Origin of the sequence: Rhodococcus sp. AD45-ID (assembly GCF_003023755.1) — a bacterium.
GTDB lineage: Bacteria > Actinomycetota > Actinomycetes > Mycobacteriales > Mycobacteriaceae > Rhodococcus_F > Rhodococcus_F globerula.
In genome coordinates, this window is sequence record NZ_PYHL01000001.1 from 2,109,681 (window position 1) to 2,134,945 (window position 25,265).

Annotated in this window: 26 protein-coding genes; 13 read left to right on the plus strand and 13 right to left on the minus strand. The window is 61.5% G+C overall.

What is annotated here, in order from left to right:
- Positions 1-17 precede the first annotated feature (17 nt).
- On the plus strand, positions 18-1,391 hold the full coding sequence (locus tag C7T36_RS09505) for an ABC transporter substrate-binding protein (RefSeq protein ID WP_045064911.1): 1,374 nt from the start codon (positions 18-20) through the stop codon (positions 1,389-1,391).
- A gap of 2 nt (positions 1,392-1,393) precedes the next feature.
- Positions 1,394-2,122, plus strand: a complete 729-nt coding sequence (locus C7T36_RS09510; protein ID WP_045064914.1) for a glycerophosphodiester phosphodiesterase family protein — start codon at positions 1,394-1,396, stop codon at positions 2,120-2,122.
- A gap of 5 nt (positions 2,123-2,127) precedes the next feature.
- On the opposite strand, the gene C7T36_RS09515 is transcribed toward C7T36_RS09510, so the two are convergent.
- Complete coding sequence (locus C7T36_RS09515; RefSeq protein WP_033236632.1) at positions 2,128-2,889, minus strand: SDR family NAD(P)-dependent oxidoreductase; 762 nt, start codon at positions 2,887-2,889, stop codon at positions 2,128-2,130.
- A 184-nt stretch (positions 2,890-3,073) separates the two neighbouring features.
- On the opposite strand from C7T36_RS09515, the gene C7T36_RS09520 reads away from it, so the two are divergent.
- On the plus strand, positions 3,074-3,871 hold the full coding sequence (locus C7T36_RS09520) for an SDR family oxidoreductase (protein ID WP_033236686.1): 798 nt from the start codon (positions 3,074-3,076) through the stop codon (positions 3,869-3,871).
- Positions 3,872-3,985: 114 nt separating this feature from the next.
- Here C7T36_RS09520 and C7T36_RS09525 read toward each other — a convergent pair whose 3' ends face one another.
- Genes C7T36_RS09525 through C7T36_RS09550 form a run of 6 tightly spaced genes read right to left on the minus strand, consistent with a single transcriptional unit; the run spans position 3,986 to position 9,650 of the window.
- Positions 3,986-4,807 (minus strand): MaoC/PaaZ C-terminal domain-containing protein, encoded by an 822-nt coding sequence (locus C7T36_RS09525; protein WP_033236631.1) that lies wholly within the window; start codon positions 4,805-4,807, stop codon positions 3,986-3,988.
- Between the two features lie 14 nt (positions 4,808-4,821).
- On the minus strand, positions 4,822-6,000 hold the full coding sequence (locus C7T36_RS09530) for a lipid-transfer protein (protein WP_033236630.1): 1,179 nt from the start codon (positions 5,998-6,000) through the stop codon (positions 4,822-4,824).
- Entirely contained in the window at positions 6,000-6,428 is a 429-nt protein-coding gene (locus C7T36_RS09535; protein WP_033236629.1) for a MaoC family dehydratase, read from the minus strand. The genes C7T36_RS09530 and C7T36_RS09535 overlap by 1 nt, the downstream gene beginning before the upstream one ends.
- Positions 6,425-7,540: an acyl-CoA dehydrogenase family protein gene (locus tag C7T36_RS09540; protein ID WP_045064917.1), complete on the minus strand. Its 1,116-nt coding sequence runs from the start codon at positions 7,538-7,540 to the stop codon at positions 6,425-6,427. Before C7T36_RS09540 ends, C7T36_RS09535 begins: the two co-directional genes overlap by 4 nt.
- Positions 7,540-8,487, minus strand: a complete 948-nt coding sequence (locus C7T36_RS09545) for a bifunctional MaoC family dehydratase N-terminal/OB-fold nucleic acid binding domain-containing protein (protein ID WP_033236627.1) — start codon at positions 8,485-8,487, stop codon at positions 7,540-7,542. The genes C7T36_RS09540 and C7T36_RS09545 overlap by 1 nt, the downstream gene beginning before the upstream one ends.
- Positions 8,484-9,650, minus strand: a complete 1,167-nt coding sequence (locus C7T36_RS09550; protein ID WP_033236626.1) for an acyl-CoA dehydrogenase family protein — start codon at positions 9,648-9,650, stop codon at positions 8,484-8,486. The genes C7T36_RS09545 and C7T36_RS09550 overlap by 4 nt, the downstream gene beginning before the upstream one ends.
- A 134-nt stretch (positions 9,651-9,784) precedes the next feature.
- Here C7T36_RS09550 and C7T36_RS09555 point away from each other — a divergent pair, with 134 nt between their 5' ends.
- Positions 9,785-10,237 (plus strand): nuclear transport factor 2 family protein, encoded by a 453-nt coding sequence (locus C7T36_RS09555; RefSeq protein ID WP_045064921.1) that lies wholly within the window; start codon positions 9,785-9,787, stop codon positions 10,235-10,237.
- 9 nt (positions 10,238-10,246) lie between these two features.
- On the opposite strand, the gene C7T36_RS09560 is transcribed toward C7T36_RS09555, so the two are convergent.
- Positions 10,247-11,467: a fatty acid desaturase gene (locus C7T36_RS09560; protein ID WP_045064924.1), complete on the minus strand. Its 1,221-nt coding sequence runs from the start codon at positions 11,465-11,467 to the stop codon at positions 10,247-10,249.
- 111 nt (positions 11,468-11,578) lie between these two features.
- Here C7T36_RS09560 and C7T36_RS09565 point away from each other — a divergent pair, with 111 nt between their 5' ends.
- From C7T36_RS09565 to C7T36_RS09575, 3 genes are all read left to right on the plus strand, one after another.
- Positions 11,579-12,790, plus strand: a complete 1,212-nt coding sequence (locus C7T36_RS09565; protein WP_045064926.1) for an enhanced intracellular survival protein Eis — start codon at positions 11,579-11,581, stop codon at positions 12,788-12,790.
- Positions 12,791-12,856: 66 nt separating this feature from the next.
- Positions 12,857-13,396, plus strand: coding sequence for a GtrA family protein (locus tag C7T36_RS09570; RefSeq protein WP_045064928.1), 540 nt, complete (start codon positions 12,857-12,859; stop codon positions 13,394-13,396).
- A 279-nt stretch (positions 13,397-13,675) separates the two neighbouring features.
- Entirely contained in the window at positions 13,676-14,878 is a 1,203-nt protein-coding gene (locus C7T36_RS09575; protein ID WP_233366200.1) for a ricin-type beta-trefoil lectin domain protein, read from the plus strand.
- A gap of 65 nt (positions 14,879-14,943) precedes the next feature.
- On the opposite strand, the gene C7T36_RS30500 is transcribed toward C7T36_RS09575, so the two are convergent.
- The 3 genes from C7T36_RS30500 to C7T36_RS09585 all read right to left on the minus strand — a co-directional run bounded on the left by C7T36_RS30500 (position 14,944) and on the right by C7T36_RS09585 (position 17,938).
- Positions 14,944-15,069: a hypothetical protein gene (locus tag C7T36_RS30500; RefSeq protein WP_255285241.1), complete on the minus strand. Its 126-nt coding sequence runs from the start codon at positions 15,067-15,069 to the stop codon at positions 14,944-14,946.
- 410 nt (positions 15,070-15,479) lie between these two features.
- A complete protein-coding gene (locus C7T36_RS09580; protein WP_033236622.1) occupies positions 15,480-16,310 on the minus strand; it encodes an SDR family NAD(P)-dependent oxidoreductase in 831 nt (276 codons plus the stop codon).
- Positions 16,307-17,938, minus strand: coding sequence for an AMP-binding protein (locus tag C7T36_RS09585; protein WP_033236683.1), 1,632 nt, complete (start codon positions 17,936-17,938; stop codon positions 16,307-16,309). Before C7T36_RS09585 ends, C7T36_RS09580 begins: the two co-directional genes overlap by 4 nt.
- Positions 17,939-18,210: 272 nt before the next feature.
- On the opposite strand from C7T36_RS09585, the gene C7T36_RS09590 reads away from it, so the two are divergent.
- From C7T36_RS09590 to C7T36_RS09615, 6 genes are read left to right on the plus strand one after another with little or no spacing between them, the layout of a single operon-like run.
- Positions 18,211-19,872: a class I adenylate-forming enzyme family protein gene (locus tag C7T36_RS09590; protein ID WP_045064931.1), complete on the plus strand. Its 1,662-nt coding sequence runs from the start codon at positions 18,211-18,213 to the stop codon at positions 19,870-19,872.
- Entirely contained in the window at positions 19,869-20,339 is a 471-nt protein-coding gene (locus C7T36_RS09595; protein ID WP_045064933.1) for a nuclear transport factor 2 family protein, read from the plus strand. The genes C7T36_RS09590 and C7T36_RS09595 overlap by 4 nt, the downstream gene beginning before the upstream one ends.
- Before the next feature lie 36 nt (positions 20,340-20,375).
- Positions 20,376-20,732, plus strand: a complete 357-nt coding sequence (locus C7T36_RS09600; RefSeq protein WP_045064935.1) for an EthD domain-containing protein — start codon at positions 20,376-20,378, stop codon at positions 20,730-20,732.
- 44 nt (positions 20,733-20,776) lie between these two features.
- Positions 20,777-21,673: a TIGR03619 family F420-dependent LLM class oxidoreductase gene (locus tag C7T36_RS09605; RefSeq protein ID WP_045064938.1), complete on the plus strand. Its 897-nt coding sequence runs from the start codon at positions 20,777-20,779 to the stop codon at positions 21,671-21,673.
- Between the two features lies 1 nt (position 21,674).
- Positions 21,675-22,205, plus strand: a complete 531-nt coding sequence (locus C7T36_RS09610) for a nuclear transport factor 2 family protein (protein ID WP_045064940.1) — start codon at positions 21,675-21,677, stop codon at positions 22,203-22,205.
- A gap of 48 nt (positions 22,206-22,253) precedes the next feature.
- Positions 22,254-23,780, plus strand: a complete 1,527-nt coding sequence (locus tag C7T36_RS09615; protein WP_045064943.1) for an HNH endonuclease signature motif containing protein — start codon at positions 22,254-22,256, stop codon at positions 23,778-23,780.
- A 22-nt stretch (positions 23,781-23,802) separates the two neighbouring features.
- Here C7T36_RS09615 and C7T36_RS30085 read toward each other — a convergent pair whose 3' ends face one another.
- Together C7T36_RS30085 and C7T36_RS09620 are read right to left on the minus strand one after the other, a co-directional pair.
- Positions 23,803-23,943, minus strand: coding sequence for a hypothetical protein (locus tag C7T36_RS30085; protein ID WP_181317471.1), 141 nt, complete (start codon positions 23,941-23,943; stop codon positions 23,803-23,805).
- A gap of 190 nt (positions 23,944-24,133) precedes the next feature.
- On the minus strand, positions 24,134-25,258 hold the full coding sequence (locus tag C7T36_RS09620) for an NDMA-dependent alcohol dehydrogenase (RefSeq protein WP_045064946.1): 1,125 nt from the start codon (positions 25,256-25,258) through the stop codon (positions 24,134-24,136).
- Positions 25,259-25,265: the final 7 nt, after the last annotated feature.

A 25,265-nucleotide genomic window follows, 5' to 3' on the forward strand; every position in this document is an offset into this window, starting at 1 on the left:
TCCAGGAGATACCCATCATGTCGTTATTTGCCCGATCAGGCTCCGCGCAGAAGCCTGTGAACATCTCTCGCCGCAGCTTTCTCACTGCTGCCGGTATGACCGCGATCGCACTCCCCGTACTCGCGGCGTGCGGAAACGCCGGCGGCACGGCTTCGTTCTCAGCACCGGACGTCAAGGCCCCCAGCGAATTTGCCGGGAGGACCAACGTCGTCATCTGGAGTCCGTGGTCGGGCAACAACCACGAGGTCTTCACCGGAGTGGTCGACGGATTCAACCGCTCGCAATCCGATATCTACGCAGAAGTTCAGCAGTTCAACGGGTATGACGGCGTCACCGAGAAGATCGCCGCCGGACTCCAGGCCAGGCAGATCCCCGACATCGGCGTCTTCTCCGACGTGTCGTGGAACAAGTTCTTCCTCAACGACACACTCGAACCGCTCGGCGGATACTTCGACAGCAACTTCGGTCCGAGCACGTTCAACGAGCGCTTGTTCACCGAGGGCGTTGTCCGCGGCGAGTCCTACTGGATCCCGTTCGGCCGATCGACACCACTGTTCTACTACAACAAGGAGATCTTCTCGTCCGCAGGTTTGCCGGATCGCGCCCCCGCCACCTGGGATGAATTCCGTTCGTGGGGAAAACAAATCACCGGCCAGAACTACAATGGCAATTCTCTGAAGATGCGCGCATACACCGGTGCCGACGACTGGTACATGCAGGGACTGCTCTGGAACTTCGGCGGATCGATCTCCGACGGACTCGACGTCACCGTGGACTCCGCAGCTGCAATTGCCGCCGCAGAGTTCGACCGGGCCGTGATCAACGACGACAAGATCGCGTACCTCGCACAGGAAATCAACAACGATTTCATCAACGGCCAGGTCGCAACCATCACCAACTCCACCGGATCGCTGACCGGACTGATCAAGGGCGCCCAGTTCGAAGTCGGTGCCGGCTTCCTGCCTCAACAGACCACACACGGCGTGCCGACCGGTGGTGCCGGACTCGGAATCATGAAGAATGCCAGCCCGGAACGCAAGGAGGCCGCCGCCCAGGTGCTCGCGTATCTGTCCGGCGAGGAAGCGTCGTCGACCTGGACCGTCGGAACGGGATACCTGCCCTCGACAATCTCCGCGGCAAACTCCACCAAGGTGCGTCAGGTCATGTCCGACAATCCGAACTACAAACTGGCCGTCGACCAACTCGAGCTCGCCCGCCAGCCTGACGCGGTTCGACGGTACGTCCAGAGCACCATCACGGAAATGCGCACCGCAATTCAGAAGCTGTACACCGAAAATGCCGACGCCGGCGCAACTTTGAAGGCAACGGCAACCAAGCTGCGCGCAGACACGGAATCCGTGCGCAAACTCTACGAAAGCAAAGTGGCCTGACCATGCGATCCGAATCATTCACCCTGGTGGGCCATCGCGGCGCCATGGCCCACGCACCCGAGAACAGCATTGCGTCATTTCGTCTCGCCGAGGAGATGGGCGTCGACGAGATCGAACTCGACGTGCGCTTGACCGCCGACGGCGTTGCGATCGTGCTCCACGACGCGACGCTCGATCGCACCGCCGCCGACGATTCCGGGCGTGGGCTCGGACCCGTTGCGGAACTCACGTTCGACCAGATCAAAGACATCGAATTGGACTCCGGACGCGGCGTCCTGACCTTCGACGAAGCTCTCGACAACACCACGGTGACCTTGCAGGTGGAGATCAAGGCCATCGAGGTGGTGCCGGAACTCGGACGGATCGTGGCGGCGCGGCCGGAAGACGCTCAGCGCATTCAGTTCACGAGCTTCTCGGCCGAGGCTCTGCTCGCAGTTGCCGAGGCAGCACCGTTCATCCCGCGCGGATTGATCGTATCGGCGTATCCAAGCGCCGACGCTCACCCGGCTGGTATCGAATCCGTTCTTGCGGCCACCGGTTCCGGCGCGTTCTACTGCGGCTGGGACGGCCTGACAGCCGACCTGGTCCGCGACCTCCATGAAGCCGGACTGCAGGTTCACGCGTGGCCCCTGCGCACTCCGGCAGATGCAGCACGAGCCCTCGAACTCGGAGTGGACGGCACGACCACGGATTTCCCGGCGGACGCCAGGGAGTGGCTCGACCGCACCTGACGGAACTACCCCCAGCGCGACTGTCCACCGTCGAGGGGGATGGTTGCGCCGGTCAGGTAACCGGCATCTTCGCCGACCAGGAAGACGACGGCACGCCCGATGTCGGTTTCGGGATCGCCGACGCGACCCAGCGGGATTCCCGCGACAAAGGCTGCCGCTTCTTCCGGGTTCTTGTCCATCCACCACTGCAGGGCCGGGGTCTGCGCGTGTGGCGCAACGTTGAGGACACGGATATTGTCCTTGCCCCACTCGCAGGCCGCAGCGCGGGTTAGTGCGCGCATGCCCTCCTTGATGGAGCCGTAGGCACCGTAGTTGCTGGCATCCCAGCGCACGGCCGCGGAGGTGACCATGTTGATGATGACGCCGCCGCCGCGGCTGTTCATGTGGGGATACGACGCCTGCATCATGCGCAGGGTGGCGAGCGGTCCCGTCGCGAAGGAGCGTTCGAAGTCTTCGTCGAGCACGCTGAGCAGCGGGCCGGGCTTGCAGTCGTTGGCGTTGTTGATCAGGATGTCGATTCCGCCGAACAGTTCGACGGTACGGTCCACGGCGGCGGTGATGTCGTCCTTCTTGCTGACGTCACACACGACTACCTCGCCGCGGGCACCGATGTCGGCGAGCAGCCCGCACGTGGTGTGGAGCTTGGACTCGGTGCGACCGGCTACCGCGATCTCGGCGCCTTCTTTCGCCAATGCCAAGGCAATGCCTTGCCCGATTCCCTGACCTGCACCGGTGATGAGTGCAACTTTGCCGTCAAGCGTGCCCATGTGATTGCTCCAATGTCCTGTTGCCTGCGGGGACTGGTCGATTCTGGTGACTGCCGGTGTTGGTCGTCTACACTCAACGAACTAAGCAACCAAGCATTTGCTTGACCCTATGACGACCGGCACTGTCGCGTCAATCACACTGGGCGGCAAATCGGCTCGGCCCCAACATCAGGAAGGCTCCACCGTGACACTCCCCAACCCCGTCGATTTCAGCGGACGCTCGGTGATCGTCACCGGCGGCACCAAGGGCATCGGCTTTGTCATCGCCGAAACCTTCCTGGCTGCCGGGGCAAACGTACTGGTCTGTGGCCGAAACGAGCCCGAAAAGCTCCCGTCGGCTGACGGACGCACTGCAGCATTCAAAGCCACGGACGTCCGCGATCCGGCAGACGCCGCAGCGCTCGTCCAGGATGCCGTCGATCGCTTCGGCCGACTGGACGTTCTGATCAACAATGCCGGCGGCTCCCCCGACGCCGACGCAGCCACCGTCTCCCCGCGCTTCGTGGAGAAGATCGTGGCGCTGAATCTGCTGGCCCCCTTCAACGTTGCTCAGGCTGCAAACGCCGTCATGCAGACACAGGACAACGGCGGCGCCATCATCAACATCGGCAGTGTCTCGGGCATCGACCCGCAGCCCGGCACCGCGGCATACAGCGCCGCCAAGGCCGGACTGTTGGTCCTGACAAAGGCTTTGGCGCTCGAATGGGCCCCCAAGGTCCGCATCAACCACATCACGACCGGCTTGATCCGCACGGAAGCAGCCGCAGAGGTCTACGGCGCAGACGGCGGCGCGGCCGTCACCGAGATCATCCCGATGGAGCGCATGGCCGTACCGTCGGACATCGCGAATTCCTGCCTGTTCCTGGCAAGTTCGCTCTCGTCGTACGTGACGGGGACAGACATCGCCGTCCACGGCGGCGGCGAATACCCGGCCCGTTACCTTGCTACCCACCCCGAGCTGTTTTCGCGAACCAGCTCGTAAGACCGAGCAACCAAGGAAGCCCTCGAGCAATTGCTCGAGGGCTTCCTCGTTTTGTGTGAACAACTGCGGGGCGCGACGGGGGGGTCAAGCGCCCCGCAGTTGAGTCTGCGGATGCTAGCGAGCGGAGAAGCTCACTCGCGCACCGGAAATCGCTACCTGACCATCCTTGTGCACCTGGAAGGCCAGGTCGTCAGGAGTACCCCACGCAACGATGGACGGCGCCTCACCCGGATGAATAGCCGCCGCAAATCGACCCTCGAGGCTCACGAGGTCTGCCGGATGCACTCCGGCGACCCGGGCAAGCTCGAGCGTGCTGGCAGCCAACGTGCACAGGCCGTGCATGATCGGGCGCGGCTGATTGATCCGTGCCGCGGCCTCTGGATCGATGTGGATGTGGTGCATGTCGCCCAGCAGGCGATACATCGCCGTCTGATTCTCCGCCGTGGTCAGCACACCGGTGAGTGAAGGCTCGCCCGTCGGCTCTGCGGGACGGGACGGCCCACGTTCTCCGCCGAATCCACCGGCGCCGGGAGCGAACAGCGACCAGGTCGCGACGAAGTACTCGCACTCGACCTTCACTTCGAAGACGGCTGCAGCACCCTTGTCCCACACCTCGCCGACCGAAGCCTTCAGCGTCACCTCACCGCTACGCGGAAGCGGAGCAAGCACTTTCAACTCTTGCGAGCCGTGCAGTGCCGTCGAGGTGTCGAAAGCGCCCGCCGAGCCCAGAGCGTCGGGAGCCCACTGCGCCAGTGTCAGAGCAAATGTCGGCAGCACCCGAAGCTGATCCTCGAAAACGAGGTCCAACTCGGTTGCCTTGGCGCCCACGGCAAGTGCGTACAGGATCGCGTCGCGCTCGGTGTACGACACGGTGCGGGTACCGAGATCGGCTCCGCGCCAATCGCCGGCAGTCTTCGCAGTTTCCGAAGTAGTCACGTTCAATTCCTCTCTCACACCACGCCGAGAATGAGACCACTGGTAGGTACTGCTGTTCCGGCAGTGACCAATACGTTCTCGACACCATCGGGCTGATTGGTCGACGTGCCACGAATGAGCCGCACACCTTCGGCAACACCGTTGACACCGTGCAGGTACGCCTCGCCGACCTGACCACCGTGAGTGTTCGCCGGCAGGCGTCCACCGAGTTCCAGGTTGCCTTCGCGGATGAAGTCCTTGGCCTCGCCGGGCTTGCAGAATCCCAGTTCTTCGAGCTGTGGGAGGACCAGCGGAGTGAAGTGGTCGTACAGGATAGCCGCGTTGATGTCGTCCGGTGTCAGGCCGCTCTGGCTGTACAGCTGACGGCCGACCAGACCCATCTCCGGGATACCCGTGATGTCTGGTCGGTAGTAACTGGTCATCATGTGCTGATCCTTGCCACTGCCCTGAGCAGCGGCCTTGATGAAGGCCGGCTTGTTGGCCAGATCCTTGGCGCGCTCAGCGGAGACGACGACGAGCGCCTGGCCACCGTCTGTTTCCTGGCAGCAGTCGAGCAAGTGCAGCGGTTCGGCGATCCAGCGGGAATTCTGGTGATCCTCGAGTGTGATCGGACGCTCGTAGAACCAGGCAGCCGGGTTGTTGGCAGCGTGCTTGCGCGCCACCACTGCAACTCGTCCGAAGTCCTCACTCGTCGCACCGTACTGGTGCATGTACCGCCGTGCGAACATAGCGACCCACTGAGCGGGAGTCGACAGGCCCTGCGGTGTCATCCACGCATAAGCCGCGCGGTCCGCTGTGGTTGCCATCGGGCGATCATGCTGACCCAGGCCGTAACGCTCACCGGAGCGCTCGTTGAAAGCGCGGTAGCAGACCACGACATCGGCGACACCCGTCGCAACGGCCATGGCTGCCTGCTGCACGGGGCCGCATGCGGCGCCACCGCCGTAACCGATGCGGGAGAAGAACTTCAGCTCGCCGAGACCACAGTTGCGAGCCACAATGGCTTCGCCGTTGGTTTCCGCGGTGAAGGTCGAAAGTCCGTCAACCTCGGACGGGGCGATACCCGCGTCCGCGAGTGCAGCGACGATGGCCTCACAGGCCAACTGCAGTTCGGTGCGACCGGAGTTCTTGGAGAACTCGGTGGATCCGATGCCGACGATGGCAGCGGCTCCCGAGAGCGGGCTGATCGCCATCAGGGCTTCCCCTCTTCTTTGAAAGCAACTGTGACGGTGCCGGATGCATGGTTGCCGAGGCTGTTTGCGCCCTGCACCTTGACCACGACAACACCGTCTTCCTTGGACACGACCTCACCGGTCATCGTCATGGTGTCACCCGGGTAGTTGGGCGCGCCGAGACGAATGGCGATGCGACGCAGGGTCGATGCCGATCCGGCCCAGTCCGTCACATACCGGCCGACGAGGCCGTTGCTCGTGAGGATGTTCATGAAGACATCCTTGGAGCCGCGCTCCTGAGCCAGGCTCGGATCGTGGTGCACGTCCTGGAAATCGCGAGTGGCGATTGCCGTGGCGACGATCAACGTGCGGGTCAGCGGGATCGCCAACTCGGGCAATGCCTCTCCGACAACGACGTCTGCGTAGCTACGACCGGCAAGAACGGTCATGCGAGCACCTCCACACCGGATGCGAGCTGCGCACCCAGACGCGCGAGATCGGAGCTGGAACCGCCGAGGGTGGCAGCAATCTGCTTGCCCCACAAGAGGTGACGGTGAACCGGGTAGTCGGTGTCGACGCCCATACCACCGTGGACATGCGTGGTGCGATGCACGACGCGCTGTCCGCCGTCGGTGGCCCACCACTTGGCGACGAGTACCGAGGTGCCGAGATCCAGTCCCTCGGAGATGCGCCATGCAGCCTGCCACAGTGTCACGCGCATCGCTTCGAGATCGATGTAGCAGTCCGCGAGCTGGTGGTTGACCGCCTGGAAGGTCGCGAGCGGACGGCCGAACTGCATGCGGCCGTTCAGGTACGTGACAGCCTGCGCAACGGCGCCGGAGCCGACGCCCCATTGAATTGCGGCCAATGCCAGCTCAACTCGGTCGATCAGCCACGGAACCGTGGTGCCGTCAGCCGCACCGATCAGCTGCGCGGGGGCACCGGCAAACGTGAGGTTGGCACAGATCTCGTGGTTGGTGGACTGCGTCTGCTCCACCGTGACACCGTCTGCATTCAGATCCACCAGCAACAGAGCTGTTCCCGTGGACGTGGTTGCCGAGACGAGCGCGAGGTTCGCGATGTTCGTGATCGGCACAACGGCCTTCTCACCGGTCAGCGTCCAGTTACCGTCGGTATCCTCGGCGGCCGTCGTCAGCGGGTCGCCGGCAGTGTACGGCCCGAATTCCTCGAGCCCGATCGTGAGGAATCGACTGCCGTCGGCAACACTCGGAAGGAGCTCTGCGCGAAGGGAATCGGAACCGAACTCGTTGATCGCCAACGCGGCGAGCGCCGTCTCCCAGATCGGCACGGCCGCAACGTGGCGGCCCTGTTCCTCGAGCAGGGTGTACAGCTCGGACAAGCCGAGTCCACCGCCGCCGAACTCCTCGGGCAGGGCGATACCGAGCAGGCCGGTGGTCGCGAGTTCGCGCCACAGTTCACGGTCGACGCGCTCGGCGGAGAGTTCGATCTCCTTGGTGCGCTCGATCGTGGCCTTGCTGGTGAAGACCTCGTCGGCCAGTGAGCGAATCGCGTCCTGCTCTTCGCTGAAATTGAAGTCCATCAGTGCTCCTCGCGTGCGGCCGGCCGGAACGCGGGAAGCGTCAAATCCGGGTCGGCGTCGATCCAGTCAAGTTCCACGGGCATGTCGACCACGACATCTTCGGGCGCGATACCCACCATGTTGGCGATCAATCGGGTTCCCTCTTCGAGTTCGATGACCGCAACGATGAGCGGGTAGTCGAACGCGTCGATCTTGGGGTGATGATTGACCACGAAGCTGTACACCGTGCCACGGCCCGACGCATCGATCGTGTCCCACTCGAGCGACTGGCACTCACCGCACATCGGGCCGGTGGGATGACGCAACGTCTTGCAGGACGTGCAGCGCTGGATCACCAGACGGTGCTCCTTGGCCGCTTCGAACCAGAAAGCGTTGTCCGCGTTGAGAGCCGGACGCGGACGCAGTGCGCGCGGAGCCTCCGGAGCCTTGGCTTCCTGCGGCTTGAACCGCAGTGTCCGCCACCGCTGCGTGCCGACAACTTCGTCGTCGCCGTTGCGGTACGTCTTGAGCGTCGTCACGAAGTGTCCGACGCCTAGGCCGGTCTTCTTTTCCGGGGAAATCGACTCGATGACCTCGGTGTAGTTCACGCGATCGCCTGGGCGCAGTTCGCCGAAGAACTCCTGATCGGAATCGGTGGCGACGACGGAACTGTAGCCCGCAGCGTCGAGGGTGGCGATCAGATCGGTCCACACCTGTGACGGGTCGTTGCCCGCCATCTTGTCGGTGAACGTCCGCATGATCCAGACCTGAAGCATCTGAGCGGGAGCGACGACGCCGTCACGGCCGGTGGCGCGGGCAGCTTCGTCGTCGAGGTAGACGGGGTTGGTATCGCCCATGGTCTCGGCCCAATGCCGGATCATGGGGATGTTGACCTCGTCGGGTCCCCAGGTGGTGGGAACAAGCGTCTGGCCGACAAAAGCGTCGAGTTGCGCCGAAATGTCGCTCACTTGACCCTCTTTTCGCGAACGAGTCCCAAGCCGATGGTGCCGACCATGTCACGCAGAACCTCGTTGACGCCGCCGCCGAAGGTGTTCACGACACCCTGACGCGAGATCTGCTCGATCTGACCGGCAAGCAAAGCGCCCGGAGACTCGGGGCGGATGCGTCCGGCGGAGCCGAGAATTCCGAGCAGAGTGCGGTAGACGTCGACGTGAGTCTCGGTCCCGTATGTCTTGGTAGCGCCGGCGTCGGCTCCGGAGAGCGTGTCCTGTGCGACGGCTGCCGTCATCTTCCAGTTCAGCAGTCGCATGGCCTCGAGCTTGGCGTGTGTACGAGCGAAGTCCTGCTGCACCCACGGGATGTCGATGGCGCCGTTTTCCTTGGCCCAGTCCAGAACCAGGTTCCACAGACCGTAAGTGCGACCACCGATGGCCGCCAGGCCGATTCGCTCGTGGTTGAGCTGAGCGGTAATGAGCTGCCAGCCGCCGTTGACCTCGCCGACAACGTCCTTCGACGGGACGCGAATGCCGGAGTAGTACGTCGACGTCACCATCAAGCCGCCGACGGTGTTGATCGGTGACCACTCGAAGCCTGCGTCCTCCGTGGGGACGATCAGGATCGAGATGCCCTTGTGCTTGGGGGCGTCCGCGTCGGTGCGGCAGGCCAGCCACACGTAGTCGGCAGTGTTGGCGCCACTGGTGAAGATCTTGTTGCCGTCGACGATCCACTCGTCACCGTCGAGGACTGCACGGGTCTTGAGCGAAGCCAAGTCCGTTCCGGCCTCCGGCTCGGTGTAGCCGATGGCAAAAACGATGTCGCCGGCAAGAATGCCCGGCAGGAATCGTTCCTTCTGCTCTTCGGTGCCGTACTTCATCAATGTCGGCCCGACGGTATTGACCGTCACGAAGGGGAACGGCAATCCCGCGCGCTGAACCTCGTCGAAGAACACGAACTGCTCTTCGATGGAGCGTCCCTGGCCACCGAATTCCTTGGGCCAGCCGATACCGAGCCAGCCGTCCTTGCCCAGCAACTTCACGATTTCACGGAAGTATTCGCCGCCAACACCCTGTTCACCGGCAGCGCGGCGCTTCTCCTCCGGCAGCAGCGTCGCGAAGTACGCGCGCAGCTCCTTGCGGAGCTCCTGCTGCTCGGGCGATTCCCTCAGATCCATCGCGGTTCTCCTATGGCTTTCATGGCTAGCAACTTTGATCTGGACGCTAACTAGATGCATCTTTGGGCGCTGAATGTGTCTCGTTGAGCGGGAAGGCGAAACATGAGCGCCGTCACATAAGGTGAAATGCTGCCATGGAACCTTCGGATCGGATCGCCCTCACCGACTTGGCTGCCAGGTACGCACAGGCAGTCGACCGCCGAAATCCGGCCGCTCTCGCAGCCCTGTTCACCGAAAACGCCACGTTTGTCCTGCCTCCGGCATTGAACGGCACCGCCGGGCCGACCGAAATTCAGGGCCGGTCGACTCTGTCCGATTCGATAGTCGGCGCCGTCGCACACCTGCACTCGACGCGGCACATCGTCGAGCAGCAGGTCCTCGATCAGGACAGCGCCACCACGGCCCACGGCGAGGCGTACTGCTCCGCGCATCACATCTATCCCCGCGGCGAGGGGTTCCGGAACAACCGAATCGAGATTCGCTACCAGGACAGTTTCGACAAGGTCGACGGCACCTGGCTGTTTTCTCGTCGCGAATTGGTTGTGGACTTCGCCGAGGACGTGCCGGTCATTCTGCTCGGCAGTTAAAGGCGAGCGTCAACTCGCCATCATGGCGATGGCCGTTCGCAACCCACGACGCTTACCTGTGTGCGGGTCGACGCCGAATACTTCCTTGATGCCGCCACGAACTCGAAACTTCAACTCGGAGTGCGTTTCCGGTGCGTCGTCCTGGGAGGCGGAGAGAAACCTGTTGGGGAGCGACAACTTCCAGATGGTGCGCAATGTCAGTCCGTACTGCTTCCACAGCGGACCTGTTGTGTACGGGAGATCGTACTTGTCACATAATTCACGAAGTGGCACAGCGATTTCCGAGTATCGGTTGCTCGGCAAGTCGGGGAAGCAATGATGCTCGATCTGGTAGCAGAGGTTGCCGCTCATAAATGCCATGATCGGTCCGGCGTGAAAGTTGGCCGAGCCGAGCATCTGTCGTAGGTACCATTGCGCGCGCGATTCGTTCTCGAATTCCTCGAGAGTGAACTTCTCGGCTCCGTCGGGAAAATGCCCGCAGAAGATGACTGCGTAACTCCAGTAATTGCGAATGAGATTTGCGACGATATTTGCCGTCAGCGTGGTCTTCCACGCTGGGCCGGTCAGAGCTGGGAACAGAATGTAGTCCTTGGTCACCTGCCGTGCGATCTTCTTGCCGATTTCCTTTGCCATCTCGGATTTGTCGGACCACTTCACCTGCCCCTTGCGAAGTTTGTCTGTCTCTAGATGGTGAAGTGCGACGCCCCATTCGAACAGTGTTGCCAACGCGAAATTGGTGATCGGCTGGAATAGATAGTCCGCGTGCCACTTCTGATCTCGCGTGACGCGCATGATGCCGTAGCCCACGTCATTGTCGAGACCGACGATATTGGTGAACTTGTGATGGGTGAAGTTGTGCGAGTGCTTCCAACCCGACGATGGGCAGGTGTTGTCCCACTCCCAGTTGCTCGAATGAATCTCGGGATCGTTCATCCAGTCCCACTGACCGTGAATGATGTTGTGGCCGAGTTCCATGTTCTCGATAATCTTGCCGACCCCCAGAAGCGCTGTTCCCAGGATCCATGCGGGCTTCTTCTTGCTGGCAAACAGGACGACACGACCGGCCACCATGAGAGAGCGTTGAAACGCGATAGTTCGCTGAATGTATCGAGCGTCACGCGCACCGCGCTTCTCCTCGATGTCGAGCCGAATAGCGTCCAATTCACGCCCAAGTGCCTCGACGTCTTCCTCGGTGAGGTGCGCATATTCCTTGATATCGGTGATCGCCACTGTGTTCACTCCTGTCGCGGGGCCGGTTCGTCGGACGGTACCCCCATGAATCACCGGTGAAACGTCGACTCGCGCGCTACGTGCGTCACCGCGCAATCTGTGCCAGCATCAATGAGCGTGAGCACCGACAACCAGATCACCATCCGAACTGCCACTGAAGCCGATTGGCCGGCGATCCAGTTACTCGACTCGACTGGGTTCGGATTCCATCCGTCGAGCGCCGACAAAACACTCACTCGGACGCTCTATCGCCCCGAGGACATCGTCGTCGCGACAGAAGGTGATCAAGTTGTCGGACTGGCCATCGAGTTCGACATGGAAATCACGGTTCCGGGCGGGAACCAGCTACCCACTCGCGGAATCACCTGGGTGTCCGTCGCCCCGACGCACCGTCGCCGCGGAATTCTGCGCTCGATGTTCGTCCGGTTGCACCACCACATCGCGTCGACGGGTGCTCCCCTGGTAGCTCTGACGGCCAGCGACGCGCGCATCTACAACCGGTTCGGCTACGGCCCCGCAACCGTCAGCGAGAGCATCACGATCGATCGGCGTTTTGCCGATTTCCGCCCGCAGGCTCCAACCGGAAGCGGCGTGCGGATCACCGACGCGCAGACCGCAGCCACGCTACTGCCCGCAATCTACGACCGCTGGCGCCTCGTCACTCCAGGCGCGCAAAGGCGTCCGCAGGCGCATTGGGATTTCACATTTGCCGACCCGTCCGACCATCGTGCCGGCGCCTCCGGACTGTTCTTTCTGACACATCCCGACGGCTACGTTTCCTACCGCCACCGAAGTGACGGCTCCGACAGCGTCGTCGACATCGCCGAGTTCGTTGCCATCAACGACGACGCCTACGCCGCGCTGTGGCGGACAATGTGCGGGCTCGATCTCGTGACCCGCATCGAAGCCGAGCAGCATCCTGAAGATCCGCTGCGACTGATGCTGACGGACTACCGTTCGGTGCGGACAACCCGCCGATCCGACCGTCTGTGGCTGCGAATCATGAACGTCCCAGCAGCACTCGAAGCTCGTGAATATGCCGCTGACCTCGACACTGTCATCAAAATCGAGGATCCGTTCCTCGACTCCGGTGGTACGTTCGCGCTCAGCATTCGGGGTGGAAAGGCCACCTGCCGACCCACGGACGCCGACGCACAGATCACGATGCCGTCCGATATCTTGTCCAGCATCTACCTGGGTTCGCATCAGGCTCGAATCTTCGCGGCAGCAGGGCGCGTCCAGGCCTCCACCCCTCAGGAGATACGCGACTTCGACTTCGCTTTCGGCACCACACGCCCCGCAGTCATGGGGTATGGTTTCTAACTTTCCGAACGCTCCGGCGCTTGCGATTTTTATGCCTAACGGCACCGACACGGTTAGCCTCGACCAATGGCGTTTGTAGGAAAACTGGTCAATTGGCTTCCTGAGAAGATTCTCGTACGGGTTTTGCCGCACGCGGAGATGCTCAAGTTTCTGGTGGTCGGCGGCATCGCCTTCATCGTCACCACGGTGTTGTTCTTCGGCATCAAGTGGACCGTACTGCCGCAACATCCGGTTACCGCCAACATCATCGCGGTCCTGGTCGCGACGGTCCTGTCGTACGTACTGAACCGGGAATGGTCGTTCGCTGAGCGGGGTGGACGCCAACGTCATCACGAGGCGGCACTGTTCTTCATCGTCGCCGGTATCGGCCTGGCCATCAACCAGGTGCCACTCTGGATCTCGAGCTACGTATTCGACCTCCGCCAGCCAAACGTCTCCGTATTGATGGAGAACTTCGCCGACTTCATCAGTGGCTCCATCATCGGCACGCTGCTCGCAACGGCCTTCCGTTGGTGGGCGATGCGCAAATTCGTCTTCCCTGAAGAGTCCACGAACGGCGAAATGATCCTCGATACGGAAGCCACAGACGCTCCTTCACTCGACTGACGCCGGCAGCAACCGAAGAGCATCACGCATCGGCGAATTTCGTCAATATCTGCACTATTTCAACCTTCCCGAAAGGTGCAAATAACCCCGATCCTTTTGTGTAGCATTTCGCCAACAAAGCCTGTGGAATTGTTTCCACCGGGCTAGGTTCTCGCCGCACAAAAGAATGGAATCACAATGAGAGTGACTGTGTTTTCGTATATTTCGGGGGAATCGTCAACAGAGAATCGACATTCGAAACAAACCGTTTGTTTTCTCATCGCGTCCATCGTCTTGGCGATGGGCGCACTGGTAGTTTCTCCTGCCGTGTCCGAGGCTGCCGTGATCGGCGCGGTCAAGACACCCAGTGGGCGATGCCTGGAAAACAAGTGGGGCGTGACATCGGACGGCAACCCGGTTCAGATCTACGACTGCAACGGCTCGGCCGCACAGATCTGGAGCGTTGAAAGCGATGGCACCGTCCGGGTACAGACGAAATGCCTGGGTCCCCAGGGTGGTTCTCTGGCGGCAGGGACTGCCCTGGTCATATCGAATTGCACAGGCGCAGCATTCCAAAAATGGACCTCCGGTCCCGGAGGTACCGTTCGAAGCCAGGTCAACGGACTCTGCGTCGAGAATCGCGGTGGTGTCAATGCAAACGGAAATCCAGCTGCCGTACAGGTATGCGATGGCACACAGGCGCAGAGTTGGTCGTACACCGGAGCCATCGTGACGCTTCCCTCTCCGTCAGGGGTTGCGGTACCGGTCGGCAATCTCAACGGATGGCGTCAGATCTTCTACGACGACTTCACAAAAGACGCTGCGCTGGGGACGTGGGCAAATACGTGTGATCCCAACAAGATCGTCTACACCGGCGCACAAGGGCAAAAGTGGCGAACATACCCGTCTTGTTATCTCGATACATATCAACAGCGGCCGTATCGCGCCGATCAAGTTCTCAGCGTCAAGAATGGCGTCCTCAATTTCAATCTGCACAATGTCAACGGGCAACCGGCGGGGGCAAGCCCGTCACCCGTCATCAACGGCCAGAATCAAAATCAAACCTACGGCCGCTATTCGGCCAGGTTCAAGGTCGACAATCCGAATCTCAACGAATATTACGTTGCCTGGTTGTTGTGGCCACAGTCCGAAGTGTGGCCACGCGACGGTGAATTCGACTTCCCCGAAGGTGGACTGTCCGGCACTGCAGGCGGTTTTCACCACTACTCCGGCGCGGGTTCCTGCGTAGGCGGGTGTCAGGAACTCGCGACAGACATCGGAGCGCGGTTCACCGATTGGCACACGTACACGATCGAGTGGTCGCCCGGGCGGATCAAATATCTACTCGACAACCAGGTAGTCCTGGAAAGCACGTCCTGGGTTCCGTCCACCCCGATGCGCTGGCAGTTGCAGACCGAGACAAAAGGCACGGGAACCAGCAACGGGAACCTGATGCTCGATTGGGTCTCGGTCTATGCCTACGACACGAGCGCACGGCCGTAGCCTCAAACCAGAGAAGGTCCGCATGCCAGAGGCGCGCGGACCTTCTCGGTCGATTCGATGCGGAACTAGCTCAACCCACCGAAAACCACGACGAGACTGTTCACGGTGTTCGTCAGAGATTCGAACACGCCCTTGAGGACGAGGTCTGCGCTACCGACCGGGATCATGAGAATTGTCGAAAGGGAACCCATTGTGTGCCTCCATGATTGGACCAGGCCGAAGAAACCGGCCTTTTCGAGAAAATTGATCGCGCTCGGATAGAGCGCACGTTGAAGTGCGGTGGCGACTACTGGTAGTCACCGCAGTCCGGGCGCGCTATCAGCTACCGAACGCTCCACCGAGCACACCGAGGAGGTACTTGAACGCAGCCAAAGCCTGGCTCTGGGCAAGAAGATCGGCGATCGATCCCATGTGAAACTCCTTATGTGAAGGGTTGCTGTACTTGCGCTTTCGCTGGCCAAAGACAGCAAACATCGCTCGTGCCCGAGCTGTTCACCCGGGCACCATCGGATGCTAACACCGTGATCGAGAGCTGTGGGGTGCTACGAATTTGCCGTCAACTGCTCGAGTATTCGGCCTTCTCGTCGATGAACCCCAAGCTTCATTTCTTCTCGTGAAGCGTCGCCATCAGTTTCGGACCGTCCACCACTCGGCCGAGGAATCGGTCGGCATCGGGATCAGTTGCCAGCCATACTGCGGCCGCTGCCGGGACCGACGCCGGTGTGGCGGCAAATCCTGCGTCCACGATCGCGTCCGCACCGCCGCGAGCCTTACCCGATTCCGTGATCACAAACCCCGGACTCAGATTGAATGCCTTGATACCGGCGCCGCGGTACTCCGAATTGATCGCACCCGCGATACGCCCGAAGCCGGCCTTCGACGCTGCATACGACAGGCCCCAGCCGCCTTCACCGGGAGGTGCCGGTGGGTCCATGGTGGCCGAACCGGATGCGAGACCGATGACAACACCGTTGCCGCTCTTGATCATCGACGGAAGGATCACCTGGACCAAGGCGAGCTGATGCAGATAGTTTCCGACAACCATTGCCTGGGCATCGTCGATCTCGATGTCGAGAATCCGGTCCATGTTGCCGACGGTCTGCGCATAGGCGTTGTTGACCAGCACATCCACCCGGCCCCACTCGCGCAGCACCTGCTCACCGGCCGCAACAACCGATGCCCGATCGAGGAGGTCCATCGGAACCGCCATGGCCCGCACGCCGCAGGCCTCGATTTCGGAAACTGTCGTCTCGAGGCTTCCGGTAACAGGGATAACCTGCTCGCCGTCGCGCGTTCGCGGTGCGGCTCTGCCCTCACCTTCACGGACGGTGCGGGCAGTGATCGCGACATCGAACCCGGCGCGAGCAAATGCCAGTGCACATTCGCGGCCGATACCGCGAGAAGCCCCGGTTACCAGCGCAACTCGGTTCACAGGAACCTCGAACGACCGTGAGTCTCGAACTCTTTCTCGAGGCTCTCGATATCAGCTTCTGTCATCAGCGTGTACTCGGGAGCGCCGCGGCCCACCCAGTGGTACACCGGCTCGTCGGTCCGCCAGCGATCGACCTGAAGGTCACGCTTGAGCACCTTGTTGGAACCGGTGACGGGCAGGTTGGTCGATACGCGAATGAAGCGCGGCGCCGACTTTGTTCCCAAATCTGCCTGTGCGGCAAGGTAAGCCGCAAATTCGACGGGGTCGAAATCCGCCAGATCCGCAACCTCGATGCCCGCCATGACCTGATCACCCGAGCGCGGGTCAGGTACGGCAAACACACCGGTTGCGATCACCTTGGGGTGGCGACGCAGAATGTGCTCGATCATCAGAGCCGACGTGTTCTCACCGTCCACGCGGATCCAGTCACCCTTACGGCCGGCGAAGTAGATGAATCCCGCTTCGTCGACGTAACCGAGATCGCCTGTCCAGTACCAACCGTCACGGATCTTCTCCGCCATGGCGTCTTCGTTCTTGTAGTAGCCCTCGAACTTCTGCGAACCTGCCTTGTCGACCATTTCGCCGATGGACTCGTCCGAGTTGAGCACATGGCCGTGTTCGTCCAGGATCGCGCGCGGACGCTCTTCCTTGGTGTCGGGATTGACGATGACGATGTTCTCGTTAGCCGGACGTCCCAACGCTCCCGCGGGCTGGTTCGGATCGAGAACCACCGAACCGGCGCCTTCGCTCGAGCCGTAGCCCTCGAAAAGCTGTGCGCCGAAGCGACGAATGAACTCGGCCTTGTCACCCGGCGACGCTTCGGTACCAAAACCGTGTGTAAGGGTGTTCTCGATGTCGTCGGACTGCTCCGGCGTCGCCATCAGGTAGCCGAGTGCCTTGCCGACATACGTGAAATATGTTGCGCCGTAGAACCGGACGTCGGGCATGAAGCCCGAAGCCGTGAACTTGCGAACGAGGCAGACCGTAGCGCCCTGTGACAGCGCGGGAGCCCACAGTGCCATCAGCGCGTTGCCGTGGAAGAGCGGCATGCAGCAGTAGCAGACGTCATCGCGATCGATGTCGTACTTGGCACAGTTCGCGTATGCCAGACGCGTCAGACGACCCTGGCTGCATCGGACAGCCTTCGACATACCGGTAGTGCCGGAGGTGAAGAGGAGAAGGAAAAGCGTCGACGCATCGACGCCCAGGTCGATCTGCGGCGTCTCGACGCGATGCGCAGCAACGGTTTCGGCATACGACGCGTCGTCGACGAGGATGAAGCGGTCGTCGGTCAGACCGAGATCGAGACCAGCGAGCTTCTCGTGGCCTGCCTTGTCGGTGACGATCATCTGGCAATCGACATACCGGACCTCGGCTTCGAGTTCGGCACCGCGACGAGTCGGGTTGATTCCGACGATCGTGGCGCCCGTCAGTGCGGCGCCGCCGAGCCAGAACAGGAACTCGGGCTCGTTCTCGAGGAGAACACCGATGTGGAAGGGGCCCGGCGCGCGAAGCGACTTGGCGTACGAACCGCGGGCGGCACTTTCATGGACAACCTCGTCCCACGTCCAGTCCTGAGTACGCGTCCGCAGTCCCAGATGCTGATCACCGACACGATCGATCAACATCTGTGCGACGTCCGCGCGCTGCGGAGTGGCAACGGAACTGCTCGGAGGTGCTTCGGTGGCGGTGTTCGTCATCGTGATCCTGTGTCCTACTCGAGAGGGAGGGAATTCGTGTGCGCTCACGCTCATTCCTTCGGCTGCGATTCTTTCGGAACGCTAACTGCGCGTTATGTCAGTAACCCGCTCAGTCTCGCTCAGTGGTAACCGCCCCACAGATAGGATTGTCCCGTGACATTTTGTGACGTGAAAAGCGCCACAATACGAAAGGCCATTCCATGACTGCCCCCGCAGATCCGCAGTTGCTCCTGGACCAGGCGGTCTCGCGCCTCACCGGTCCCGGTGGGCCGTTCGAGATCGTCGAAGAAGAGGTTCTCGGCACCGTCATGCCCGTGATGAAGAATCGCGGACATGCCATCGGTGAGCTCATCTCCGCGTCCCGGGCCTGGGGCGACGGCGACTATCTCGTCACGAGCGACCGTCGGATTTCCTTCACGGAGCATGCCGACGCGGTAGCCGCGCTGGCGACTGCGCTTCGCGACAAGTACGGCGTCCGCAAGGGCGATCGAGTGGGAATTCTTGCCGCCAACAACCCTGAATGGGTCATGACCTTCTTCGCGACGCAGGCACTCGGCGCCATCGCGGTCGGTCTCAACGGCTGGTGGGTTCCGCGCGAGGTGACACACGGCATCGAGCTGTCGAGCCCGAAGGTGCTGGTAGTCGACGCCAAGCGCGGCGCTGCGCTTCCCGAACTGCCGGCAAGCATCACCGTTCTGACCATGGAAGAGGATCTGCCCGCACTCATCGCCGAATACGCCGGCGCAGATGTACCCGCCACGGACATCGACGAGGACGATCCGGCTGTCATCCTGTTCACCAGTGGCACCAGCGGCCGCCCCAAGGGCGCCCTGCACTCACACCGCAACGTGATGGCTGTTGTCGACTACCACAAGTACAGCGACGCCATCGGCGCTGCGTTCACGGGCCGCGAGTACGACGGCTCCAAGCCCAGCCCGCTCCGCTACCTCCTGACCTCTCCCCTGTTCCACATCGCGAGCCTCCATAACCTTGTCATCCCGCGTCTGGCTACCGGCAGCGCTGTCGTGATGATCGACGGCGGCTTCGACGTGGACAAGGTGCTCGGATTGGTCGAACGCGAACGCATCACCAACTGGGGCGCGGTTCCCACCATGGCGTCGCGGTTGCTCGAACACGGCAACATCGGCAAGTACGACGTGTCCTCGCTGACGGCATTCTCCCTGGCATCGGCGCCGTCGTCGCCCGCGTTCAAGGAACGCCTCAAGGAGCAGGTACCGTTCGCCCGCAACGCCCTGGTCGACAGCTACGGCCTCACCGAGTGCAGCACGGCTATCGCCGTTGCCGTCGGAGCTGAGCTCGAAGAGTTCCCCGGGACGCTCGGACGTCCCATCATCACCGTGTCCATGGAAATTCGTGACCCCTTCGGTGAATGGCTGCCCGACGGCATCGAGGGTGAGGTCTGCGTGCGCAGCCCGTTCGTGATGCTCGGTTACTGGGAGAACGAAGAAGCCACCGCTTCGGCAATTTCTCCCGGACGCTGGCTCCGCACCGGCGATTTCGGCGTGATCGAGAACGGTCGCCTCCGTCTGACGGGACGCCGGTCGGATCTCATTCTGCGTGGCGGCGAGAACGTCTACCCCACAGAGATCGAACAGACCCTCGACGAGCATCCCGACGTCATCGAATGCGCCGTTATCGGTTCGCCTCACCCGGACCTCGGCCAGGAAGTGTCAGCAGTTGTCGTTCTGCGCGCCGGTGCAGTCACGACCGAGGAAGACCTCCGCGAATTCGCGGCTGAGCGTCTGTCGTACTTCAAGGTGCCCTCGAAGTGGCGTATAACCGGCGATCTGTTGCCCCGCAACGCAACCGGAAAGATGGTTCGCCGCGAGATCACGGTATGACCGAAGAGCTGTCACGGATCGTCGCCGAGTCGGCGATCCGTGACCTGCTCTGCGAGTACACGCACCTGATCGATCAGGGTAGGTTGCGTGATGTCGCATCATTGTTTGCGCACTCCGATTACGGCCAGTGCGGCGCGGACGGTGTTGCAACAACTCTGATTTCGTCCGATGCCGACGCTGTGTTCGCCGCGTGCAGCAGCTTCATCCGGATGTACGGCACTCCCGCGGTCCCGCGAACCAAACACCTGCTGACCAATACCCGTATCTCGGTTGACGGAAACGAGGCGTCGGCGCTGTCCTACATCACGGTCATCCAGGGCACCGAAGATTTTGCCCTGCAACCCATTTTGTCGGGACGGTACTTCGATCGATTCACGTGCGTCGAGGGATCGTGGCAGTTTGCATCACGGCTTTTCTGCATGGACAACATGGGTGATATGTCTGCTCATGCCAACCGGTCACTCTGAGCACATCTCGCAGCACCTTCAACGGGGAGACGAACGATGTTCAAGGCAATCGCGCTACTCACTCGTAAGCCGGGACTCACGAAAGAAGAGTTCATCGACTACTACGAGAACAACCATGCCCCACTGATTGCCGCAACCTTCCCGTCGATCATCGAGTACCGGCGGAATTACCCCGATCTCGCTCAGGCTCTGCGCGCAGACGGCGTCCCCGACCCGGCTTTCGATGTCATCACCGAATTGTGGTTCCACGACAAGGCCGGGTACGAAGACATGCTGGCCACTCATGCCCGCCCGGAGGTCGGCGATCGAATCCGGGCCGACGAATCCAACTTTCTCGATCAAAGCAAGATCATTCAGTTTGTTACCGACGAGCGCGAATTGCCGCACAGCTGAGACTCGCCCGTCGTTCCCGTAGATTTTCGGAAAGGACTGTTTGCATGGAAATCGGTGTCAACGTATTGGGCCTCGAGGCACTGTTCGAGGGGAAGATCAGACCGGTTCTCGATTTTGCTGCTGCCGCCGATCGGGCCGGCGTCGACTTGATCTGCACCGGCGATCACCTCGGGTTCAATGCTGACGCTCATGCGCAGCGCGTCAGCGAACACAACTTTCTGTTTCCGCTCGATCATCCTTGGTACGAGCCGATTTCACTGCTTTCCTCGATCGCTGCCGTCACCGAGCGCGCTCGCCTCGGAGTGTCGGTTCTTATCGCAACGGTTCGCCCACCGGCACTGCTCGCCAAACAGGTCGCAACGCTCGACGCATTGTCGGACGGACGAGTGACCATGGGATTCGGAGTCGGCTGGCAAGAGGCCGAATACACCGCCACGAACATGCCTTTCGATGCCAGGTTCGGGCGCATGGAGGAAACCGTCGCAGCGTGCCGCGAACTCTGGACACAGGCTCCCGCCAACTTCAAGGGGCGCGACTTCTCCTTCGAGAACTACCACAGCATTCCGCTCTCGACCCAAGACCGCGTTCCTGTCCTCTTCGGGTTCGGGCCCAGCCAGCGGAACTTCGACCGCATCGCACGTGTCGCCGACGGTTGGACCGTCAACCCTGCCGATTTGGCGACCTTCACCGACAGTGTTGCGCTGCTGCGCAACACATTCGAAGCTCACGATCGTGATCCCGATACCGCGCGCGTGCAGGTGTCTGCTTCGCCGGTTCGTCGTGACAACGGAACCGTCGACCTCGAAGCCACTGCTGAGAAGGCTCACGACTGGTCCCACCGCGGCGCATCCGTCGTCGTCTTCCGTCCGGTCGTATTCGACTGTGCCAGCGAAGAACTACCGGAACTGCTCGACTGGATGATCAGCGTCAAGGAGTCCTGAAATGGAACAGCAATTGCAGGATCTGCTGGACAAGCAGGCTATTCGTGAAGTCGTTCTGACGTATGCCCGAGGCATCGACCGGCTCGATTTCGATCTCGTTCGCAGCGCCTATCACCCCGACGCCATCGATCATCACACCGGATTCGACGGCAACATCGACGAATACATTGCCTGGGTGAAGCCCAAACTCTCCGTCATCGGCGGCACCATGCATCACATCGGCAACCACCTCGTCGAACTGCACGGCGACCACGCGATCAGCGAGGCGTACTCGATGTCCACCCACTGGGGCGGACCCGAAGGAGTCGGAATGATCAACTTCACCAGCGGCGCACGTTTCATCGACCATATGGAGCGTCGGGACGGGCATTGGGCAATCAAGGAGCGCTGGGCCGTACGCGAATGGACCCGCTCCGACGAAGGCCGTTTCGTGAATCCCGAGAGTGCCGGTCCCCGAGGACGACGCGACGATTCAGATCCGTTGGCCGCTTTGAGAAAATCTCTTCCACAACAATCGGACTTTTCCGACTGATTTCGAATAACCGTTCTATTCGAACAGGGTTTCGATTATGGTGAGGAAATGTTCGATTCGGGGGTGGGAAGTTTCGGTATCTCAGCACAGCTGAGTGGTACTGAAACCGATTGCGCCCTCGTTGATTTGATGGCCCAGTTGCATTCGTGCGAGGCGATGTTGGTCGAGCGGAAGCTGGCGGTGGTGGCGGAGTTTTTCACCCGTCGTAGTGCCGAGCATGTCGAGGGCGGTACGTGGACGTCGTCGGCGCACGAGCTCGCCGAATCCGAAGTCGGCGCGGTCCTGACGATGGGGCGCGCCGCTGCCGGGAAGCTCATCGGTTTGGGGTTCGCTTTGAAGACGCGGCTGCATCGCACACGGGCCGCGATGGCCCGCGGTGAACTCGATTTCTACCGGGTGGGGTTGATCGAGTCCGCGACCGCGAATGTCGGTGACGAGCTGATCGACGAGGTCGAACGCTTGTTGCTCGAGCAGGTGTTGGCTCCACCCGTGGACGGTGGGACGGGGTTGACGGGTCGGCGGTTGACGGCGGCGATCGACCGGATTGTCGCCCGCGTCGATCCGGAGGGGATGCGGGAACGACGCCGCCGGGCCCTGGCGGATCGGTTCGTGGGGGTCAGTGCCGCCGAGGACGGGATGGCCCGCATCCTGGGCAGTATCCCGGCGGAGCAGGCCCGCGCCTTTGACGGCAGGTTGCGGGAGTTGGCGATGTCGGTGTGCCGCCGTGATTCGCGTACGTACGAGCAGCGCCGAGCCGACGCGTTGGGCGCTTTGGTGAGCGGTTCAACGGTGTTGGTGTGCGACTGCGACCGCAGAGATTGCCCGCAGGACCGCAGTGGTTTGGTGATCATGCGCCGGCCGTTGGTACATGTCGTAGTACACGATTCCACCCTGAGCCCCGGATCGAACGAACCTGCACATCTCGACGGCTTTGGCGTCATCAGCGCCGAGCATGCCCGCGACATCGCGAAAGACGCCCAGGTTCGGGAAGTGCGAGTCCCGGCAGATGCTGAACCTGAACCGACACCTGAGCCGGCATCGGCGTTGGTGTACCGCCCTGGCGCGGCACTCGATCGGTGGCTGCGGGTCATCGCGGGAAGCTGCCAATGGCCGCACTGCGATGTCCCGGCCTGGAACTGCGACCTCGACCACAACGACCCGTTCAACCACACCGACCCCGAACAGGGTGGCAAGACGCTTGCGTCGAATCTGAGCGCGTTCTGCCGCAACCACCACCGCCTCAAGCACTCCGGCAAGTGGCGGCTCCACCCGAATCCGGATCGCAGCATCACCCTGACCTCACAGACGGGCCACTGCTACCGAACCAGGGCTGCCGGACTACTAGCCGGGATGCAGGAACCACCGCCACCGGAAGGCGGCAAACCGCGACGAACACGACTCGAGAACAAAGCCGCCCGCATCCGAAGCGAACGCCAACATCGGCGCGTCAAGATTCAACACCGCACAGCAAAACACGCCGAACGGAAACGCCGGCAAACCTTCCCAATCTCCACACCCCGCAAGCGCGTGCCTCGAGAAACCGTCGACTACGGCAACGACCCGCCGCCATTCTGACGGGCGCCAGCGCTCTTAAGGCTCAATCCGAGGTGGGCGTGTCTTCATCTTGCTCGGCAAGAGGATCGATGGTGTCGACGCCCTCCAACACCGTCAGCTCTTCTTCTGCCTCGGCTAGCAGACCCTTGGCCTCGGCCTCGATCTTCTTCACCCAATCGGACATCCCGAGCCTCTTCTCTTCCGAACCGAGTCCGCGCTATTCCTGCAACGAGAATACGTCTAAATCGACTAATTCGGACAGTTTGCGAGTGGGCACAACACTGCCCCGGAGTCCACACACGACGTGCGGACTCCGGGGCCGGTAGAGACTCCAGGGCAGGTAGACCTGCAAGAAGACCTAGCAGTCGGCCTGCTCAGTAATCTGCCTCCGAGTACTCGATAAGACCTCGAATATTCTTGTTGTCGAACATATCCGCATAGCCCTGGTTAACGTCTTCGAGCTTGTACGTGTTCGTGACGAGTTCACCGAGTTTGAGAGCGCCGCTTCGGTAGTGATCCAGAAGCTGTGGGATCTGAGTGCGAGGTCCAACTCCACCGAAGATCGCGCCCTGCAGCCGTTTTTGCAGCAGCGTCAGCTCGAACAGGCTCAACGTCACGGTGGTGTCCTGGAAGTCGCCCATGGCCGTGACTACTACCTGCCCACCCTTGGCCGTCGCCGTCATAGCAGGCTGGATGATATCGCCCTTGATTTCTCCGACGGTGATGATGGTGACGTTAGCCATTGCTCCCCAGGTGATCTCGGAGATGGTGTCGATGGCACTCTCGATATCAGAGAACGTGTGAGTGGCACCGAACGACAATGCCGAATTACGTTTGAACTCAGAGGGATCCACAGCTACGACAAAGCGGGCTCCGGCAGCGGCCGCTCCCTGGACCGAGTTCATTCCCACACCACCGCAACCGATGACAACAACTGTGTCACCAACCTTGGTCTCACCGATCGCGGTCGCGGAACCCCAACCGGTGGCTACTCCGCATCCCAACAGCGCCGCTTCTCTGAGCGGAATATCCTTCTCGATCTTCACCAACGACGCCTTGTTGACTGTGATGTACGGACTGAACGTGCCGAGCAGACACATCTGTCCAACCGGGTTCCCGTTCACGTTTGCTCGGTGCGTCTTGTCCGAAATCGCCAGTCCTGTCAACAGTCCGGCACCTTCGTCGCAGATATTCTGCAAACCACTCGCACAGGACCGGCACACTCCGCAGGCTGGGAGGAAAGCAGTCACCACGTGATCCCCGACTTCGAATTCACGCACTCCGGGGCCAACTTTCACCACCACACCGGCACCTTCATGGCCCCCGATGATCGGTAGCGGAGCAGGACTCTGGCCTGTCCGAAGGTGATGGTCGGAGTGGCACATTCCCGAACTGACCAACCGCACCTGCACCTCGCCGGCGACCGGGTCTCCGAGTTCGATTTCCGATATTTCCCAGGGCTTTCCAACCTCGAACAGAACTGCTGCTTTTGTCTTCATCGAGAAA